This is a genomic window from Providencia sp. PROV116 (assembly GCF_028482485.1).
In the GTDB taxonomy this organism is placed as follows: Bacteria; Pseudomonadota; Gammaproteobacteria; order Enterobacterales; family Enterobacteriaceae; genus Providencia; species Providencia rettgeri.
Map to the genome: position 1 here is coordinate 1 of NZ_JAMPQO010000011.1, position 16,824 is coordinate 16,824.

Annotated in this window: 18 protein-coding genes; 7 read left to right on the forward strand and 11 right to left on the reverse strand. The window is 38.2% G+C overall.

Going from position 1 to position 16,824, the window contains the following annotated elements; translation table 11 throughout:
- Positions 1 to 92 precede the first annotated feature (92 nt).
- Positions 93 to 659 carry a D-glycero-beta-D-manno-heptose 1,7-bisphosphate 7-phosphatase gene (gmhB, locus tag PSE72_RS08125; protein WP_004915273.1) on the reverse strand — a complete coding sequence of 189 codons (567 nt, stop codon included), beginning with the start codon at positions 657 to 659 and terminating at the stop codon, positions 93 to 95.
- Between the two features lie 168 nt (positions 660 to 827).
- Here gmhB and metN point away from each other — a divergent pair, with 168 nt between their 5' ends.
- From metN to proS, 6 genes are all read left to right on the forward strand, one after another.
- Complete coding sequence (gene metN, locus PSE72_RS08130) at positions 828 to 1,859, forward strand: methionine ABC transporter ATP-binding protein MetN (protein WP_004915275.1); 1,032 nt, start codon at positions 828 to 830, stop codon at positions 1,857 to 1,859.
- Positions 1,852 to 2,505, forward strand: a complete 654-nt coding sequence (gene metI, locus PSE72_RS08135; protein WP_004257375.1) for a methionine ABC transporter permease MetI — start codon at positions 1,852 to 1,854, stop codon at positions 2,503 to 2,505. Before metN ends, metI begins: the two co-directional genes overlap by 8 nt.
- Before the next feature lie 59 nt (positions 2,506 to 2,564).
- Complete coding sequence (locus PSE72_RS08140; protein WP_004257378.1) at positions 2,565 to 3,386, forward strand: MetQ/NlpA family lipoprotein; 822 nt, start codon at positions 2,565 to 2,567, stop codon at positions 3,384 to 3,386.
- 122 nt (positions 3,387 to 3,508) lie between these two features.
- A complete protein-coding gene (gene rcsF, locus PSE72_RS08145; protein ID WP_004908829.1) occupies positions 3,509 to 3,910 on the forward strand; it encodes an Rcs stress response system protein RcsF in 402 nt (133 codons plus the stop codon).
- 7 nt (positions 3,911 to 3,917) lie between these two features.
- Positions 3,918 to 4,637 carry a tRNA (N6-threonylcarbamoyladenosine(37)-N6)-methyltransferase TrmO gene (gene tsaA / locus PSE72_RS08150; protein WP_272690946.1) on the forward strand — a complete coding sequence of 240 codons (720 nt, stop codon included), beginning with the start codon at positions 3,918 to 3,920 and terminating at the stop codon, positions 4,635 to 4,637.
- A gap of 99 nt (positions 4,638 to 4,736) precedes the next feature.
- Positions 4,737 to 6,455: a proline--tRNA ligase gene (proS, locus tag PSE72_RS08155; protein WP_115167771.1), complete on the forward strand. Its 1,719-nt coding sequence runs from the start codon at positions 4,737 to 4,739 to the stop codon at positions 6,453 to 6,455.
- Between the two features lie 62 nt (positions 6,456 to 6,517).
- On the opposite strand, the gene chbG is transcribed toward proS, so the two are convergent.
- The 7 genes from chbG to nlpE form a co-directional block, all read right to left on the reverse strand.
- Complete coding sequence (chbG, locus tag PSE72_RS08160) at positions 6,518 to 7,273, reverse strand: chitin disaccharide deacetylase (RefSeq protein WP_115167772.1); 756 nt, start codon at positions 7,271 to 7,273, stop codon at positions 6,518 to 6,520.
- A gap of 35 nt (positions 7,274 to 7,308) precedes the next feature.
- The gene (locus PSE72_RS08165; RefSeq protein WP_198641591.1) at positions 7,309 to 8,661 is read right to left on the reverse strand and encodes a 6-phospho-beta-glucosidase; all 1,353 of its coding nucleotides are present in this window, start codon (positions 8,659 to 8,661) and stop codon (positions 7,309 to 7,311) included.
- Positions 8,662 to 8,769: 108 nt separating this feature from the next.
- On the reverse strand, positions 8,770 to 9,636 hold the full coding sequence (gene chbR, locus PSE72_RS08170) for a transcriptional regulator ChbR (RefSeq protein WP_198641592.1): 867 nt from the start codon (positions 9,634 to 9,636) through the stop codon (positions 8,770 to 8,772).
- A gap of 10 nt (positions 9,637 to 9,646) precedes the next feature.
- Positions 9,647 to 9,994, reverse strand: coding sequence for a PTS N,N'-diacetylchitobiose transporter subunit IIA (gene chbA, locus PSE72_RS08175; RefSeq protein ID WP_115167773.1), 348 nt, complete (start codon positions 9,992 to 9,994; stop codon positions 9,647 to 9,649).
- 44 nt (positions 9,995 to 10,038) lie between these two features.
- Positions 10,039 to 11,397, reverse strand: coding sequence for a PTS N,N'-diacetylchitobiose transporter subunit IIC (gene chbC / locus PSE72_RS08180; RefSeq protein WP_115167774.1), 1,359 nt, complete (start codon positions 11,395 to 11,397; stop codon positions 10,039 to 10,041).
- A 115-nt stretch (positions 11,398 to 11,512) separates the two neighbouring features.
- Positions 11,513 to 11,833: a PTS sugar transporter subunit IIB gene (locus tag PSE72_RS08185; RefSeq protein ID WP_115167775.1), complete on the reverse strand. Its 321-nt coding sequence runs from the start codon at positions 11,831 to 11,833 to the stop codon at positions 11,513 to 11,515.
- Between the two features lie 371 nt (positions 11,834 to 12,204).
- Positions 12,205 to 12,861, reverse strand: a complete 657-nt coding sequence (nlpE, locus tag PSE72_RS08190) for an envelope stress response activation lipoprotein NlpE (protein WP_109911812.1) — start codon at positions 12,859 to 12,861, stop codon at positions 12,205 to 12,207.
- A 271-nt stretch (positions 12,862 to 13,132) separates the two neighbouring features.
- Here nlpE and rof point away from each other — a divergent pair, with 271 nt between their 5' ends.
- Positions 13,133 to 13,396 carry a Rho-binding antiterminator gene (rof, locus tag PSE72_RS08195; RefSeq protein ID WP_004908806.1) on the forward strand — a complete coding sequence of 88 codons (264 nt, stop codon included), beginning with the start codon at positions 13,133 to 13,135 and terminating at the stop codon, positions 13,394 to 13,396.
- Between the two features lie 63 nt (positions 13,397 to 13,459).
- Here rof and tilS read toward each other — a convergent pair whose 3' ends face one another.
- From tilS to accA, 3 genes are all read right to left on the reverse strand, one after another.
- A complete protein-coding gene (gene tilS, locus PSE72_RS08200) occupies positions 13,460 to 14,812 on the reverse strand; it encodes a tRNA lysidine(34) synthetase TilS (protein WP_115167777.1) in 1,353 nt (450 codons plus the stop codon).
- Positions 14,813 to 14,825: 13 nt separating this feature from the next.
- Entirely contained in the window at positions 14,826 to 15,713 is an 888-nt protein-coding gene (locus PSE72_RS08205; protein WP_115167778.1) for a DMT family transporter, read from the reverse strand.
- 146 nt (positions 15,714 to 15,859) lie between these two features.
- The gene (gene accA / locus PSE72_RS08210) at positions 15,860 to 16,819 is read right to left on the reverse strand and encodes an acetyl-CoA carboxylase carboxyl transferase subunit alpha (RefSeq protein WP_004908798.1); all 960 of its coding nucleotides are present in this window, start codon (positions 16,817 to 16,819) and stop codon (positions 15,860 to 15,862) included.
- Positions 16,820 to 16,824: the final 5 nt, after the last annotated feature.

Below are 16,824 nucleotides of genomic sequence, written 5' to 3' on the forward strand. Positions count from 1 at the left end.
AGTCAGTGGTGGCGCATTATAGGGAGTCAGAAAAATCTGGCAAGTGTTTTTTTACATTTTTTTTCTAACTGCCTATTTACCACACAAAACGACTACTTTTTGATTCTTTTTAGTGCTTCTGGCAGTTCGGCAATACTATTAATAACAAGATCTGCATTATTAATTGCCTCATCTGTGACTGGCTCGCCACTTTTTACTAATACGGTCGTACCGACGTTAGCACCTTTACCTGCTAACATATCAGCCAGTTTGTCACCGACCATAATGGATGAAGCCATATCTATCTTTAAAAAGTCTTGTGCATCTAATAGCATTCCAGGTTTTGGTTTACGACAATTACAGTCTTGGCGATATTCTTCTACTGTAGCTTCAGTATGATGAGGGCAAAAATAAATACCGTCTAAGTCAATACCGCGATCTGCTAATGACCAATCCATCCATTCTGTTAGTTGCATAAACTGGTCTTCTGTATAAATTCCCCGACCAATACCTGACTGGTTGGTTACGATAACTAATGCATAGCCCATCTTTTTTAATTCAAGCATTGCTTCAATTGACCCTTCGATAAATTCGAAGTCATCAATTTTATGCACATAGCCATGATCGATATTAATTGTTCCATCTCTATCTAAAAAGACTGCTGGGATCCCGTTACTCACCTGTTTGCTCCTAAAATTTAGTATTTTTTTAGTATCTCATGAAAAGAAATAAAAGGAGAATAGAATAAATAGAACAATCTTTATTGACTTAGACGTCTAGACGCCTTAACATCCAACCTTATTAGATACACTATCTAAAAACAATTCAGATAAAGTTAGAAACTATAAATGATAAAGCTCTCAAATATTAATAAAGTTTTCCAGCAAGGAAGCCGTAACATTCAAGCACTTACTGATATTAGCTTGCATGTGCCTGCTGGTCAGATCTATGGCGTTATTGGTGCTTCAGGTGCAGGTAAAAGTACACTTATTCGTTGCGTAAATATGCTTGAGCGCCCAACTTCAGGCCAAGTTATTGTTGATGGGCAAGATTTAACGTCGATGACTGAAAAAACCTTGACGAGAGCACGTCGCGGCATTGGCATGATTTTTCAACATTTTAACTTGTTATCTTCACGCACTGTTTTTGATAACGTTGCTCTACCTTTAGAGCTTGATAATACGCCTAAAGAAAAAATTAAAGAACGTGTGAATGAATTACTAGATTTAGTTGGTTTAAGTGAAAAGAAAGATGCTTATCCTGCGAATTTATCCGGCGGACAAAAACAACGTGTAGCTATAGCTCGCGCATTAGCTAATTCCCCTAAAGTATTGCTATGTGACGAAGCTACAAGTGCATTAGACCCGGCGACAACTCGTTCAATTTTAGAATTGTTGAAAGATATTAACCGCCGATTAGGACTAACTATCTTATTAATTACTCACGAAATGGATGTTGTAAAACGTATTTGTGATCAAGTTGCTGTAATAAGTGGTGGTCAATTAATCGAGCAAGATAAAGTGAGTGAAGTATTCTCTCACCCAAAAACACCTGTCGCTCAAGCATTTATACAGTCAACATTAGTCATTGATATTCCAGATGATTATAAAGAACGATTGAAAACAGAACCAGGTCAAGACCTATCTCCATTACTTAAGCTCGAATTTACAGGGCAGTCTGTTGATGCACCTTTAATTTCAATGGCAGTACGTAAGTTTGATATTGATATTAATATTTTAAGTTCACAAATTGACTACGCTGGCGGCGTGAAATTTGGTGTGATGCTAGCAGAGCTACATGGCATCAATGGTGGCGTTGAGTCCACAATTGCATTTTTGAAAGAGCACCACGTGAAAGTAGAGGTTTTGGGTTATGTCTGAGAGAATGATTTATCTGCTGATTAACGGCACAATTGACACTATCACAATGACCTTTGTTTCCGGCTTTTTAGGTTTTGTTTTAGGTTTACCTTTAGGCGTGTTGCTCTATATTACGCGCAAAGATCAAGTTATGGAAAATGTTGGCTTATATCGTGCTCTTGCGGTTGTTGTTAATATTTTCCGTTCAGTACCGTTTATTATTTTGCTAGTTTGGATTATTCCATTAACGTCGTTTCTTGTTGGGACGACTATTGGCTTAAAAGCGGCTATCGTGCCTTTAACTATTGGGGCCGCACCGTTTATTGCTCGTATGGTTGAAAATGCGCTATTAGAAATTCCAAGTGGCTTAATTGAATCTGCTCGCGCTATGGGGGCAACTCCGCTTCAGATTATTCGCAAGATTTTAATCCCTGAAGCATTGCCAAGTTTAATTAATGCAGCCACTATCACGTTAATTATGTTAGTCGGATATTCTGCAATGGGTGGTGCCGTTGGTGCCGGTGGTTTAGGCCAAATCGCACTACAATATGGTTATCAAACCTATAACCCTGTTGTGATGAATACCGTTATTGTTCTACTCGTCATTTTAGTAAATCTAATTCAGTTTGGTGGCGAGTATTTAATGAAAAAAGTTTCACATCGATAGTTAGTAAAATAGCGGCGCCGTTGAGGTGCTTATAAAGTCCGTTTTAAAGGGGTAAACCAATGTCTATTAAATTAAAATCTATCGCAGTTGTCGGCGCGCTATTAGGCACACTCGTTCTCACTGGTTGTGGTGAAAAAGAGAAAGATGCTAACAGCATTAAAGTTGGTGTGATCATGGGCAAAGAATTAGAAGTTGCTGAAGTCGCGCAAAAAGTAGCTAAAGAAAAATACGGTTTAAATGTTGAGCTTGTTTCATTTAATGACTTCGTCTTACCAAACGAAGCATTAAGTAAAGGCGATATCGATGCGAACGCATTCCAGCACAAGCCTTATCTTGATCAGCAAATTAAAGACCGTAACTATAAATTAGTCCCTGTTGGAAATACTTTTATTTATCCAATTGCGGCTTACTCTAAAAAGATTAAGTCAGTTGATGAACTTGCAGATGGTTCACAAATTGCGTTACCAAATGACCCAACTAACTTAGGCCGTTCATTACTGTTATTACAACAACAAGGTTTAATTAAATTAAAAGATGGTACAGGTTTAATGCCAACAGTTTTAGATGTGGTTGAAAACCCGAAAGACCTGAAATTTGTTGAGTTAGAAGCACCTCAATTACCTCGTGCTTTAGATGACCAAAAAATTGCCTTAGCGATCATCAATACTACTTGGGCGAGTAGTGCTACACCTAAATTAACCCCAGCAAAAGATGGTTTATTTGTTGAAGATAAAGATTCTCCTTACGTAAATATTATTGTTGCTCGTGAAGATAATAAAGATAGCGAAAATGTGAAGAAATTTATTCAAGCATATCAATCAGATGAAGTGGCAAATAAAGCTAACGAAGTCTTCGATGGTGGTGCAGTTAAAGGCTGGTAATCTTTTTTATTATTTAAAAAACGATTAAAATACTAGACGGCTTAACGCCGTCTAGTATTTTTTGTAATTTATAGACTATAAAACAACGGCATTATTTTGAATAATATAAGAAAGGTATAATTATGAGACTGTTATTGCTCACTTTGGTGACATTTTTGTTAGCCGGGTGTGGAATTAACCAATACACGAGTCCAGGGCAAAATAAAGGTTTCACTAGTATGAAATTGTCTAAACCTGTACCGAGTGAGACAAAACCAAACACTGCAAACGTTAAATTAATGAATAGTCCAGAAGAATTATTAGGGATGCCTTTCAAAGATTTAGGTGTTGTTTCTGGGGAATCTTGTCGAGAAAGTGTTCAAAGCCCTCCGGCAAATTTGAATACCGCAAAAAACAGTATGTTATCACAGGCTGCCTATATTGCGGCTGATGCAGTACTTTTACACCAGTGCCAAACTATGACCTCCCCAGGTTGTTACCAGGCAACTATTTGCGAAGGCAGTGCATTAAAAATTGTTGAATAAGTATCTTATGCAATCTTTTCAGTTTAATGTTATTGGGCACATTGAATCACCTTATAAAGAAAAGTTTGCGATCCCTCGCCAACCTGGACTTGTTCAGGGAGGTGCGGGACGCTTACATCTAAATTCTCTATTTAACGAGCCAAATGCAGTCCGAGGTCTCAATCAATTTAGCCACGTTTGGGTTTTATTCATTTTTCATCAAACGATGAAAAATGGCTGGAAGCCACTAGTGCGTCCTCCAAGGCTAGGAGGCAATAATAAAATAGGTGTTTTCGCAACCCGTTCAACATTTAGACCAAACCCAATAGGTATGTCACTTGTTGAATTACATGGAATAACAATAAAAAATAACCAAGTGATCCTTGAGCTTGGTAGTCTTGATTTGGTTGATGGCACCCCAGTTATCGATATAAAACCTTATTTACCTTTCGCTGAGGCAATACCTACTGCAACTGCAGGGTATGCGCAAGAAACACCTTCAGATAATATGCCGGTTATATTTACCCCACATACAGAAACTGTATTAAATACTTATCAAAGTCAGTACCCGGGTATTAAACAATTTATTTCACAAGTTTTAATGCAAGACCCTCGCCCTGCATATAAAAAACAATCTACTGAAATACGTGACTATGCAGTCCATTTATTAGATTTTAATATTCGTTGGCGAGTAATTGATGGTGTGACTGAAGTATTCGCTATTGAACCATACGAAAAATCACCTTAACCCCTTTTGACAAGTCTTCGTCACTGGTAGACTAGCTCACTATATACCTTGGCAAATAAGTCGTTTGCCATAACTTGTTGTTCTAATGGAACCTATACAATGCGTACTAGCAAATATCTGCTCTCAACTCTAAAAGAGACCCCTGCGGATGCAGAAGTTATCAGCCATCAGCTGATGCTGCGTGCAGGAATGATCCGTAAACTTGCCTCTGGTCTGTATGACTGGTTACCCACTGGTGTGCGTGTTCTGCGAAAAGTAGAAACCATCGTTCGTGAAGAAATGGAAAATGCAGGCGCTATAGAGGTATCTTTACCCGTCGTCCAACCTGCAGATTTATGGCAAGAAAGTGGACGTTGGGAACAGTATGGCCCTGAATTGCTGCGTTTTGTTGACCGTGGTGAGCGCCCGTTTGTTCTCGGTCCAACCCATGAAGAAGTGATCACCGATTTAGTCCGTAACGAAATTACGTCTTACAAACAACTACCGTTGAATTTATTCCAAATTCAAACCAAATTCCGTGATGAAGTTCGCCCTCGTTTTGGTGTGATGCGTTCACGTGAATTTATTATGAAAGATGCATACTCTTTCCACACTAGCCAAGAATCATTGCAAGAAACCTACGATGCAATGTACGAAGCCTACAGCAAAATTTTCACGCGGATTGGTTTTGATTTTCGTGCTGTTCAAGCAGATACAGGCTCTATCGGTGGTAGTGCATCCCACGAATTCCAAGTATTAGCAAAAAATGGTGAAGATGACGTTATTTTCTCTACCGAATCTGATTACGCCGCTAACATCGAATTCGCAGAAGCATTAGCACCTACAACACCTCGTGGCGCTCCAACAGAAGAAATGCGCCTTGTTGATACGCCAAATGCAAAAACAATTGCAGAGCTTGTCGAACAATTCAATTTACCTGTTGAGAAAACTGTTAAGACATTGATTGTCCACGCGAAAAAAGATTCAGGGCACACTTTAGTCGCTTTATTAATTCGTGGCGACCATGAATTAAATGAAATCAAAGCAGAAAAACACCCTTTAGTGGCTAGCCCATTAGAATTTGCCACTGAAGCTGAAATCAGAAATGCGGTGAATGCAGGCCCAGGTTCTTTAGGCCCTGTCAATATGCCTCTACCGATTGTTATCGACCGTAGCGTTGCAGTAATGAGCGACTTTGGTGCTGGCGCAAATATTGATGGCAAACACTATTTTGGCATCAACTGGGAACGCGATTTAGCATTACCAGAAGCTTTTGATTTACGTAACGTTGTTGAAGGCGACCCAAGCCCTGATGGTAAAGGCGTACTACAAATTAAACGCGGTATCGAAGTTGGCCATATCTTCCAATTAGGTACTAAATACTCAGAAGCAATGAAAGCATCAGTCCAAAATGAAGATGGCCATAACCAAATCGTCACCATGGGTTGTTATGGTATTGGTGTAACGCGTATTGTGGCCGCTGCCATTGAACAAAGCCATGATGACCGAGGAATTATTTGGCCGGATGCAATTGCTCCGTTCCAAGTGGCTATTTTGCCAATGAATATGCACAAATCTTATCGTGTTAAAGAAGTTGCAGAAAAACTTTACGCTGACTTAAAAGCAAACGGTATTGATGTAATTTTCGATGACCGTAAAGAGCGCCCCGGTGTGATGTTTGCCGATATGGAGCTGATTGGTGTTCCATATACTATCGTTATTGGTGACCGTAACTTAGACAACAACCAAATTGAATATAAATCACGCCGAAGTGATGATAAAGAACTGGTTGGTCTAGAAAATATTGTTAGCTTCCTAAAAGGTAAGCTCGGTAAATAAAACAGGTTAAAAGCTAGAAAATAAAGCCCAAATTTAGGTTACTTTGAATTTGGGCTTTTTCTTTAGATGTCTCGGTACGAACCAATCTTAAAACCATGTACCAAAATTTGTGATTTTAAGTTTTCAGATGTTAAAACTTCCAATTCATTTAAACGTGGATATGCATAGTTACTTTTTAATAGTGCATTATCAATAAAAGCAGGATGGCTCATAACTTCAATAGATCTATTACCTTGTACCTTAGCTTCATTAATAATCTTCAAAAACAGTGTTTCTGAAATTTCATCACCATAGAATTCGCTACTAAAACAGTCCGTACTCACCACTTGATATGATAATGGTGGCCAATTCTTCTCTAATTGACGATCAACGCGTAATGCAACTCCCTTCTCTTGGGCGAAAGCAACTACAATTGGAAAAATACCTTCAATCATATGGACATGATGATGGCTATCAATATGGCTAGGTTTTTGACCAAAAATTTCGATAAACATTTGATATTGCAGGTTTAGCTCTTGTTCAACTTCAATCAGTGTTAAATCATTAATATCAATATCCCAAAGCCATTTCCCCAACATTCCATTACGGCTGAGTGTAGGCATTGATGAGAAGGGCTTTCCAGCAGTTAAAACAAAATGCATGCCCACCGCTAAGTTCGGATTTTCTTGGCTTAATTTAGCTGCATGGGATATTGCTGGCATATTCATCATCGCACTAGTTGAATGAACAACCCCATTACGATGAGATTCAATAATGCCATAATTGACAGCTTCACAGAGCCCAAAATCATCAGCATTTACAATAAGTAGTACAGCCATATGCTCTCCCTTAATTCTATAAGCTATCTGGTTAATTAACCTTCTTGCTCAATCTGTTGTATTGCTTTAGCAAAGTTGGGTAGATATTTTTTATGGGCGATAAGTAATTCCTTAGAAATTAAACGCGCATCGTTATCAGAATGAATTAATGGGTTTAAATTCATCGCCAATAATACATCATTAAACTGACCATTTACTGCTGCTTGGCTAGTCGCAATCTCAAAGTTTTTTAAGGTATAAATTAAGCCAAGTACTTTATCATCAAAATGTTTTACTCGTGGGTGCGGTTTCGCACCATCACGACCTAATATACATGTCATTTCGACAGTCCAGTCTTCAGGAATATTATCGATATGTCCATGATGTGGAATATTGACGTAGTGCTCCGTTTGCTTATCATTGTATATTGCATTGATGACTTCACAAGCTGCATCTGAATAATAAGCCCCACCTCTTAATTCAAGCTCTTTAGGCTTTACATCTAATGTCGGGTTTTTATATAGTTCAAATAGTTGATGTTCAACTTTTTGCACGACTTGTGCCCTAGCACCACCTTTATAATACTCACCCAGCTCAATCGCTAGCATTTCCTTAGGTTTAAAATAATACAATAAATAGGAACATGGGATCAGATTTAACCCGCGAATTAGACCTTCGTCAAAAGCAAGGTCAGTAATGTTTTTAACTGAGTTGGCACTTAACGTTCCAGAGGCAATACCCTCTAATAATTCATTAAACCTCGATGAGCCATTTACAATAACATCTTTGATAAAAACCATATGGTTTAAACCAAATAAATCGATAGACAATTCATCGCTGTCAGATAATTTCAGAACATCAGTAATAAACATTTTCATACCGATTGGTATATTACAAACACCAATAAAACGTGTGAAATTAGTGTGCCGATAAACCGCTTCAGTGACCATCCCTGCTGGGTTAGTAAAATTAATTATCCAAGCATTCGAGCAAATCTCTTCGACATCTTTAATAATGTCAAAAATCACAGGTATTGTTCGTAACCCTTTGAATAAACCACCAGCACCATTAGTTTCTTGTCCCAAATAACCATGTTTTAAAGGGATCGATTCATCTAATTCACGCGCTTTTAATTGCCCAACTCTTAATTGAGTCGTGACGAAATCAGCATCTTTTAATGCTTCTCGCCTATCCAGTGTTTTAAATATCTTTAGAGGTATATTGGCATGCTTGACCATGCGTTCGCATAAATTATAGATAATATCTAATTTTTCTTTACCTTCTTCGACATCCACTAACCATAATTCAGTAATAGGTAGTTCATGGTAACGTTTAATAAAACCTTCCAGTAATTCAGGAGTGTAGCTACTCCCCCCCCCAATAGTAACAACTTTTAATTTCTGAGTCATATTAACCTCATGGACCTTTATAATAGACATAGAAAAGCACACCATCTTTATATATAAAGATGGGTATGCTAGAGATTTTAGAAATGGAAAGCTTATTTAGATAATAATTTAACCTACCATTTTTTGTTCAACGCTAAATAGATTCTTTCTGTAATCACTCGGTGTTAATGAAGTTAGCTCTTTAAATTTTTTTACAAATAAACTTGGGCTGCTATAACCTGATTCAAAAGCAATATCTGTAATTGAATAATTAGTTATTTCAAGTTGCTTTTTAGCAAAATTAATTCTGATATCATTAATAATCTGCATTGGCGTTTTGCCATAATATCTTTTTGTTGCCCGGGTTAAGTATTCTTGTGATTTTCCCGTTATAGAAATCATATTTTGTAGAGCACTCTCACTAAACATAGCGATATCATGCATTTCTTCCAATGTGCTTTTTAACCACTGCGGTGCATCATCTCGCATACTTTTTTCACGATAATGGCGTAATCGATTTACTACATTGAATGTAACTAATTCAATAAATTCATTAAATTCGCTATCACGAAAATTTAATGATGCGATCACGGACTCTATATAAGCCATAAACTCATTTTTCAATTGATAACCTTGTGATGCAACAAAACAACTTGGTAATAGTGGTAAATAATGTTTATCAAAAAATGATTTACTGATACCCACATTCAATATTCGTGTTGGCCCGAAATCATAAGCACTTTCGTGATGAGACCCTATTGGAAGAAAAATGAAATCTCCTCGTTCTAATAAAACTTTTTTTCCATTAATTATTTGATAACAACGACCTGTTAAAACGATCATATATTCATAATAATCATGTTGATGCAGTCCACTTGCACTCTCAACTTTATTATAAATAAAGACATGAAAGGTTTTATTATTAAAAAGTTCACTTTCTTGAACTAGTTTAATTTCAGCATTAGTGTCGGTTCTATTCATCAGTGTCTGCATCATGCCCCTCTCTCTAATGGATTAGTTTTTCATGTAATTCAATTAACTCTATAATTAATTCACGGGCTAACATTGCGTTCATTAAATGATCCTGCGCATGAACTAGGACTAGGCTTACTTTGATTCGCCCTTCCCCCATATCACTTTCAATTAACTGGGTTTGCACTTTATGAGCTTCATTCAACGAGGAATGAGATTGCGCCATTAAACTTTTTGCGGTCACAAAATCACCTTCTTTCGCTTTTTTTAATGCGGTGTAAGCTAAACTTCTTGCTTGCCCTGCATTAATAATCAGTCCCATGACAACTTCTTCAAGTTCATCCGTAGTGGCATTTTCTTGGATATCATTAAGCTCAAACATATTTTTATCTCTATTTTAATGAGAGGAGCAAGCTCCTCCCTATTTTAAAATTTAAGTGCGTTGGCAATATCTTCTTCACTTTCTTCTTCATCAATTGTGTTTTGCGCTTTATTAGAAATCACAACAAATGGAAGGTAAACGAGTACGGCCACACCAAGGTTAAATAATGCAAGTAATAAAGCGGCAATACTACCATTTGTATTGAAGAATGCAGCTAGCCCAGTAGGCATTGTCCATGGTGCAATATTCGTCACTGGCGGGATAATCCCTAGATAATAAGCCGCGACCATTATTCCCGCCAATAAAGGCTGAATAAGAATAAATGGAATAAACATTACTGGGTTCATAATAATGGGTAGACCAAAAATAATCGGCTCATTAATTTGGAAAATACCCGCTGGTAATGCTAATTTCGCAACCTGACGATGATCGGCACGGCGTGATGCAATAAAGATAGCAATAATTAATCCTAATGTAGCACCGGTTCCACCTAAGAACACATAGGAATCAAGCATCGGTTTTGCCCACATATGGAAAGACTTACCCGCAGCAATCGCAGCGTCAACTGAGCCATATTCAGCATACAAAGACACGTTTTCCAATGCCCATGGGGTCATTATGCCACTATCTAATGCGGTTAATGCGAGAGAACCGTGAATACCAAAGAACCATAGTAGAGACGTAAAGACAACATATGCCCAACCAACAACATTCCCCATAGAAGCAAGTGGTGTTGATACTGTATCCATTATAATTTGATGGAAGTTATTACTAATACCGCTTAATGCCCACGACAAAATTCCCATAATGGATAAGATAATAAAACCAGGAATAAGTGCAGAAAATGAACGAGATACAGATGGAGGTACGCTATCGGGTAATCTGATCACCCAATTACGGCGAACAATAAAAGTGAACATTTCAGCAACGACTAGCCCTAGAATGATCCCTGAAATGATATTTGCCCCACCGAGCCAGTTAGCACCAACAGCATAAGCACCATTGACGTCATAAGGTGTTACTGTCATGAAAGATGCAACGGCTAACAAACCAGCCGCTAGAGGATCCACCTTACGTTCTTCCGCCAGTGCCATCGCAATAAAAAAAGGTGCCATTAAGGACATGATCCCCAATGTCCCGTTATAAACATTTCCACCGATGACTTTAAAGCCATTTAGTGTTTCTATCGTTGAGGGTTCTAGTCTAACTCCCAAAGAATAGAAAAAAGACCCTGTATCAAAACTCAGAAAAACATTATTAATTAGCACAAACATTGCCCCAACTAATGTCAGAGGCATAATTCGAATAAAACCATTCTTTATTGCATTAACATGAGGTTGCTTTCCCAATCTAACTGCGAATGGAAGGAGAACCTTTTCAAGCGAAGTGATAAAAAGACTCATAAAATTACCCTCAATTTTTTTGAGTGTGCTCCATTCTTAACTAATTACGTTGTATTAATAGCGTTAATGTCGATGGAGTTATTATGTTGTAGAGGTAGTAAATAGCTTTTTGATACTAGCTTGCCGATTGTTGTTTTATGATTGCAACAGCGGCTTTTAGTACACCAAGCCCATCCACTTTTCCGTATAAAAGTGAATCAATAACTTCAACTGGCTTATTAGGTAATAATTTCTGAATATCCGATAACATCCACGCAATTTGCGGGCCCAGCAATATTACATCCGCATCTACACCCTTCTCTGAAGCTAAGCTTTCAGGGAAGGCTTCAATATTGACAGGTACATCATATTTTTCTGCTTGCTGTCTCATTTTGTTAACTAGCAGTGAGGTAGACATACCTGCAGAACAAAATAGATAAATATTTTTCTTATTCATTCCTTATCCTTTAATTCGTTCTATTTTTTATTACCGCTGTGACTTATAAGTTTTCTTATAGACTTATCATATAACTCAGCCCTACACGCTAAAGAGTATAATTATCTCTAGTTGAATTGAGTATACTGCCTTCCCAGCCTTTTCGATAATTCAAACTGAGCAACAATTGTCTCCTATTGACCAGCAGCTATGACGACCTTCACATTTATATAAATATTTTGCGTCAATAAAAAAGTTATACTGATGTCAAATAATGATAAGAAATGAATTAAAGATAGAGAATACGAGGCGTTAGTCGATAATTTAGGAGTCCGAAAGAAAAAGACCCACTTCAGTTGAAGTGGGTCTTTTAAGAAAGGAAAAAGTACGAATTAGTTACAAGAAGCCGATTTGTCGAATTTAATTGTACCTGTTGGTACTAATGCTGAGTCGAACTGACCATCTTCCATTGAAGGACGAATAGTATAATAACCTTCAATTTCAGCGTAGACTGGCGTACCACCATCTACACCCGTTTCTCCATACGCTTTTTCTAATTCGATACCAGAAGCTGCATATTGACGACCACTAGCGCACTCTGTGAATACAGCTGCATCTGCCATATAGCGGTATTGCCCCACTTTTTTACTTGGCTTAACTTGGTCTAATGTATAATTCATCTGTGTTTCAATCGGGTTACCATCTAAATCCAGTAAGGTCATTGATTGGCCATCTGCTGATTGAGCAAAATAAGTGCTCTCACCTTTAGGATTAGTTGCACGTAATTTATTATTTTCTATATTCCATTTACCAGTATCATGGAAAGCAGTATCACCATCTTTCGTTCCTAAGTAGACAAGCTGTTCAACATAACTACCGTCTTGGTTAACTAACAATGTCGCCTCAATACCAGAGCAATCTGCACAAGGTAAAACGCCTGTATATACTTTATCGACTGGTGCTGCATCAATATTTTTTGTCGCACTCTGACAGCCAGCTAACGTAATGCTTCCAACCGCCATTAAGACTAACATTAGTGATTTTTTCATTATAATTCCCTTAAAACCATGTGTTTTAACTTATTAACCAATATAAACATCATAGCATTTCATCTAATAAAAATATGGCAAACATAAGAATATTCGGACATTACTGATAAAATACGTTATGCATTGATTTAGTGAATAAGAATTGTCTTTTTCCCAGTGCTGTGATTATAGTTATTAAAGTTACTGTGCTATTATCGTACTAAGCACATTTTTGCTTGGTACAACATGTTCAAGGCGGCAATAACCGCCACTAACACAGTGGTGAGGGAATATGTCTACAGATACTGAATATCAACCTATCAATTGTGATGATTACGAATATCTAGAAATCGCATGCCAACGTCAGCTAAAATTGCAAATAGCACTTAATGACGGCGTGAATATTGAGGGGCAGGCCAATGATTTACTCCTACGAAAAAAAGTTGAGTACCTGATTGTTGAGACACATGAAGGAACCAAGGAGTTAAGATTGGATTGCATAATTTCCTTCAGTCATCCAGAAATCGGCACGATTGTTGTCGACCACTCTCACTAATACTCGCTATTTTGAGTCCTTCTATGGCCCCTTATGGTAATCACAGTCATAAGGGGCTTCTCATTAACTCAACACCTTAAATTCACTCTCTTTTTGCCAATCGATAGCAATACCAAGAGATGCTTCATCAACCATTCCTTCAGGAGTAATAAAACACCCCACCGCAGTAATGAGCTGGTCGTTATAATAAATTAGAGGCACTCTTTCTCTCATCCATGGAGCTACTCCTAATTCTTGCCAGATCTTCTTACTGCTTCTTGAACGATGGCGTCCAACAATATTGAGCGTGCCTTGCAGCCCAAAACGAACCGTCACATTTTCATGAGAAAATGGTGGACGTATTTGCCCCTCGCCTTCCATAACTTGTAGAACCCCTAAGGATTCAGGTAACTCAAAAACCTCAGGATAAATCCATTCAAGCTGTTGATTAACTAAGCTATTAATGCGCTTAACAACCCACAACGCACCTTGATAACGGCGAATTTCGAATTGCCCTAAACGGCAAATAGGATCCGCATCCTGCCGAGCTAACGCCACTTCTTGCCAAATACGTTCCAATTGGTTAAATGGGGGCATTGGTAGCTGATGCAGACCAACCCAGCGGCGAATAAGTGCATTGCGTTTTGCTGATGAACAGGCATTCAAGTCATCAATAAATAGCCCCCCTCGATAATCCATCATTTCATCAAGGGTATCTTTTAATAACTCATCAAGTAATGTTTCTTGCTCTGCACATAACGCTGCGCTGCGGGCAACTGCACTCGAAAAATGCGGCCAACGCTCAGTCAAAACAGGCATGATATTCAGGCGTAAAAAATTTCTATCGTAACGATCATCTTGGTTACTATCGTCTTCAACCCACGATAATTGCTGCTCTTGCATATAAGCTTCTAGCGCTATACGGGGTGTTGAGAGTAATGGTCGTAGCAGCGATGTTGAACCGCAACATGCTGAAAAGGTTAATTGTTCAGGCATTGAAGACAACCCTGCTGGCCCACTACCACGCTTTAACGCTAACATGAAAGTTTCTGCTTGATCATCAAGGTGTTGAGCCGTAACTAGCACCTCACCTTCTTGTAATTCTTCTCGGTAAGCCTGATAACGGGCATCTCGTGCCGCTGCTTCAATACCTTTTTGGCTTGAATCAACCACTACGTGTCGGCAAATGAAAGGAATGTCCCACTGTAAACACAATTGAGTACAATGCTGCTCCCATTCATTTGCTTTTCTATTCAACCCATGATGAATATGAATAGCGCGAACCTCTAACAGAGGAAGCTGCTGCTTTCGAATAAGATAAAGTGCATGTAATAAAACTGTTGAGTCAATACCACCACTGAATCCCACTAGGATCTTTTCGATACCGCTTATTTTATTAAGAACTCTATCAACAATGACTTGCGAATGCTGTGACATTTATTCGCCCTTCTCACAACTTCTGACTTTGGCTCTTTGCGCCAACACACAGAACACCAGAAATAATTACCAGTAATACCCCTATTGCATACGCAATTTCAAAAGTATCATTTAAGATTAACACTAACCAGAGCACCGATAATACGGGAGACAAAAATACCACAGAAGCTATTTTCGCCGAGTGCCCTGTATTCATCGCCTTGAACCATAAAATGTAAGACACCCCATTGATTAAAATACCATTAATCAACGTTGGCCAAAAAGCCGCTTTTGAAGGTAATCGCATTTCACTAAACAGCATCAATAAGACAAAAGAAGTCAGCGTTGAAAAAATAAATAACCATACGGTACTAATATAGGGGTCAATCGAATATTGACGGGAGAAAACTGACATTAGAGCAAAGCAAAATGCACCACTAAAAACCAGTAATAACGCCGTTGGGTTTTCAACATGTAATTGCATAATTTGCCCTTTGGTAAAAGTAATAATCACCGCAATAAAACCGATTATGATACCAATTATTTGTCTTCCTGCTAATTTGTCTTTTAGCAATACCACTGATAACAAGATAATCACTAATGGCCAACTATATTGAATGACCAATACCGCGATACCATTCTCAATGGAATATCCGTAGTACAGCAACAAATAGAATAAACAGTCAAGAAAGCCAAGAACAAAGACTTTGATTAATATATCTCTTGGCAAAATAAACAATTTTATCAGTCGATAGCCTGAAGCAAGAGCAACAATAATCACAGATATCGCAGATATTACGTTCGACCAGAACAGGAATTGAAAGCTGTCCATGCCTTCTTGCCCAAAACGAGAGACAATAGGAATAAAGCTCCATATCAACACGCAAGTAAAAGCATATAGCAAATAATTATATTGTCGCACCCTAGTCCCTATCTATAGTTATTTTCAGCAGATGAATAATTTAAATCAAAACACTCGGTTATCATTAAAAATGACTAGCTTAAAAATAAAAAACGGGAGCTGGCAAAAGCAAACTCCCGTATTTATTAATAATTAGCTGTTAATGATTAACAATAACCATAGTCCATCAGGCGCTGATAGCGACGGTTTTTCAATGCTTCAGCATCTAATAATTCTAATTCGTCTAAGTCCTCAGTTAGTCGTGCTTTTAGCTGTTCTGCAATTTCATCGTAATTACGATGTGCACCGCCTAATGGCTCAGGAATAACATTATCAATTAATTTCAGTTCTTTAAGACGTGGGGCAGTAATTCCCATTGCTTCTGCTGCTAATGGTGCTTTATCTGCACTTTTCCATAGGATAGATGCACAGCCTTCTGGTGAAATAACAGAATAAGTGCTGTATTGCAGCATATTGACTTTATCACCCACACCGATAGCAAGTGCACCACCAGAGCCACCTTCACCAATAACGGTACAAATGACTGGGACAGATAAACGTGACATTTCACGTAAATTACGTGCGATAGCTTCTGACTGACCACGCTCTTCAGCACCAACTCCCGGATAAGCACCTGGAGTATCAATAAAGGTGATAATAGGTAAGTTAAAACGCTCAGCCAGTTCCATCAAACGCAGTGCTTTACGGTAACCTTCTGGGGCTGGCATACCAAAATTACGACGGATTTTTTCTTTTGTCTCACGCCCTTTCTGATGCCCAATAATCATGACTGGACGACCATCCAAACGCGCCATTCCACCTACAATGGCTTTATCATCTGCATAAGCACGATCCCCTGCTAATTCTTGGAAATCAGTAAAAATGCGAGAAATATAATCCAATGTATATGGACGACGTGGGTGACGAGCGAGTTTAGCTATTTGCCAAGCTCCTAGATCAGAGAAAATTTTACGTGTCAGTTCAACACTTTTTTCACGTAAACGAGCAACCTCTTCATCTAGGTTGACTTCTAAGTTGTTATCTTGACGGCTAACCGCTGTTAGAGAATCAATTTTCGCCTCTAATTCCGCGATTGGCTGTTCAAAATCAAGAAAATCCAGACTCATAATAT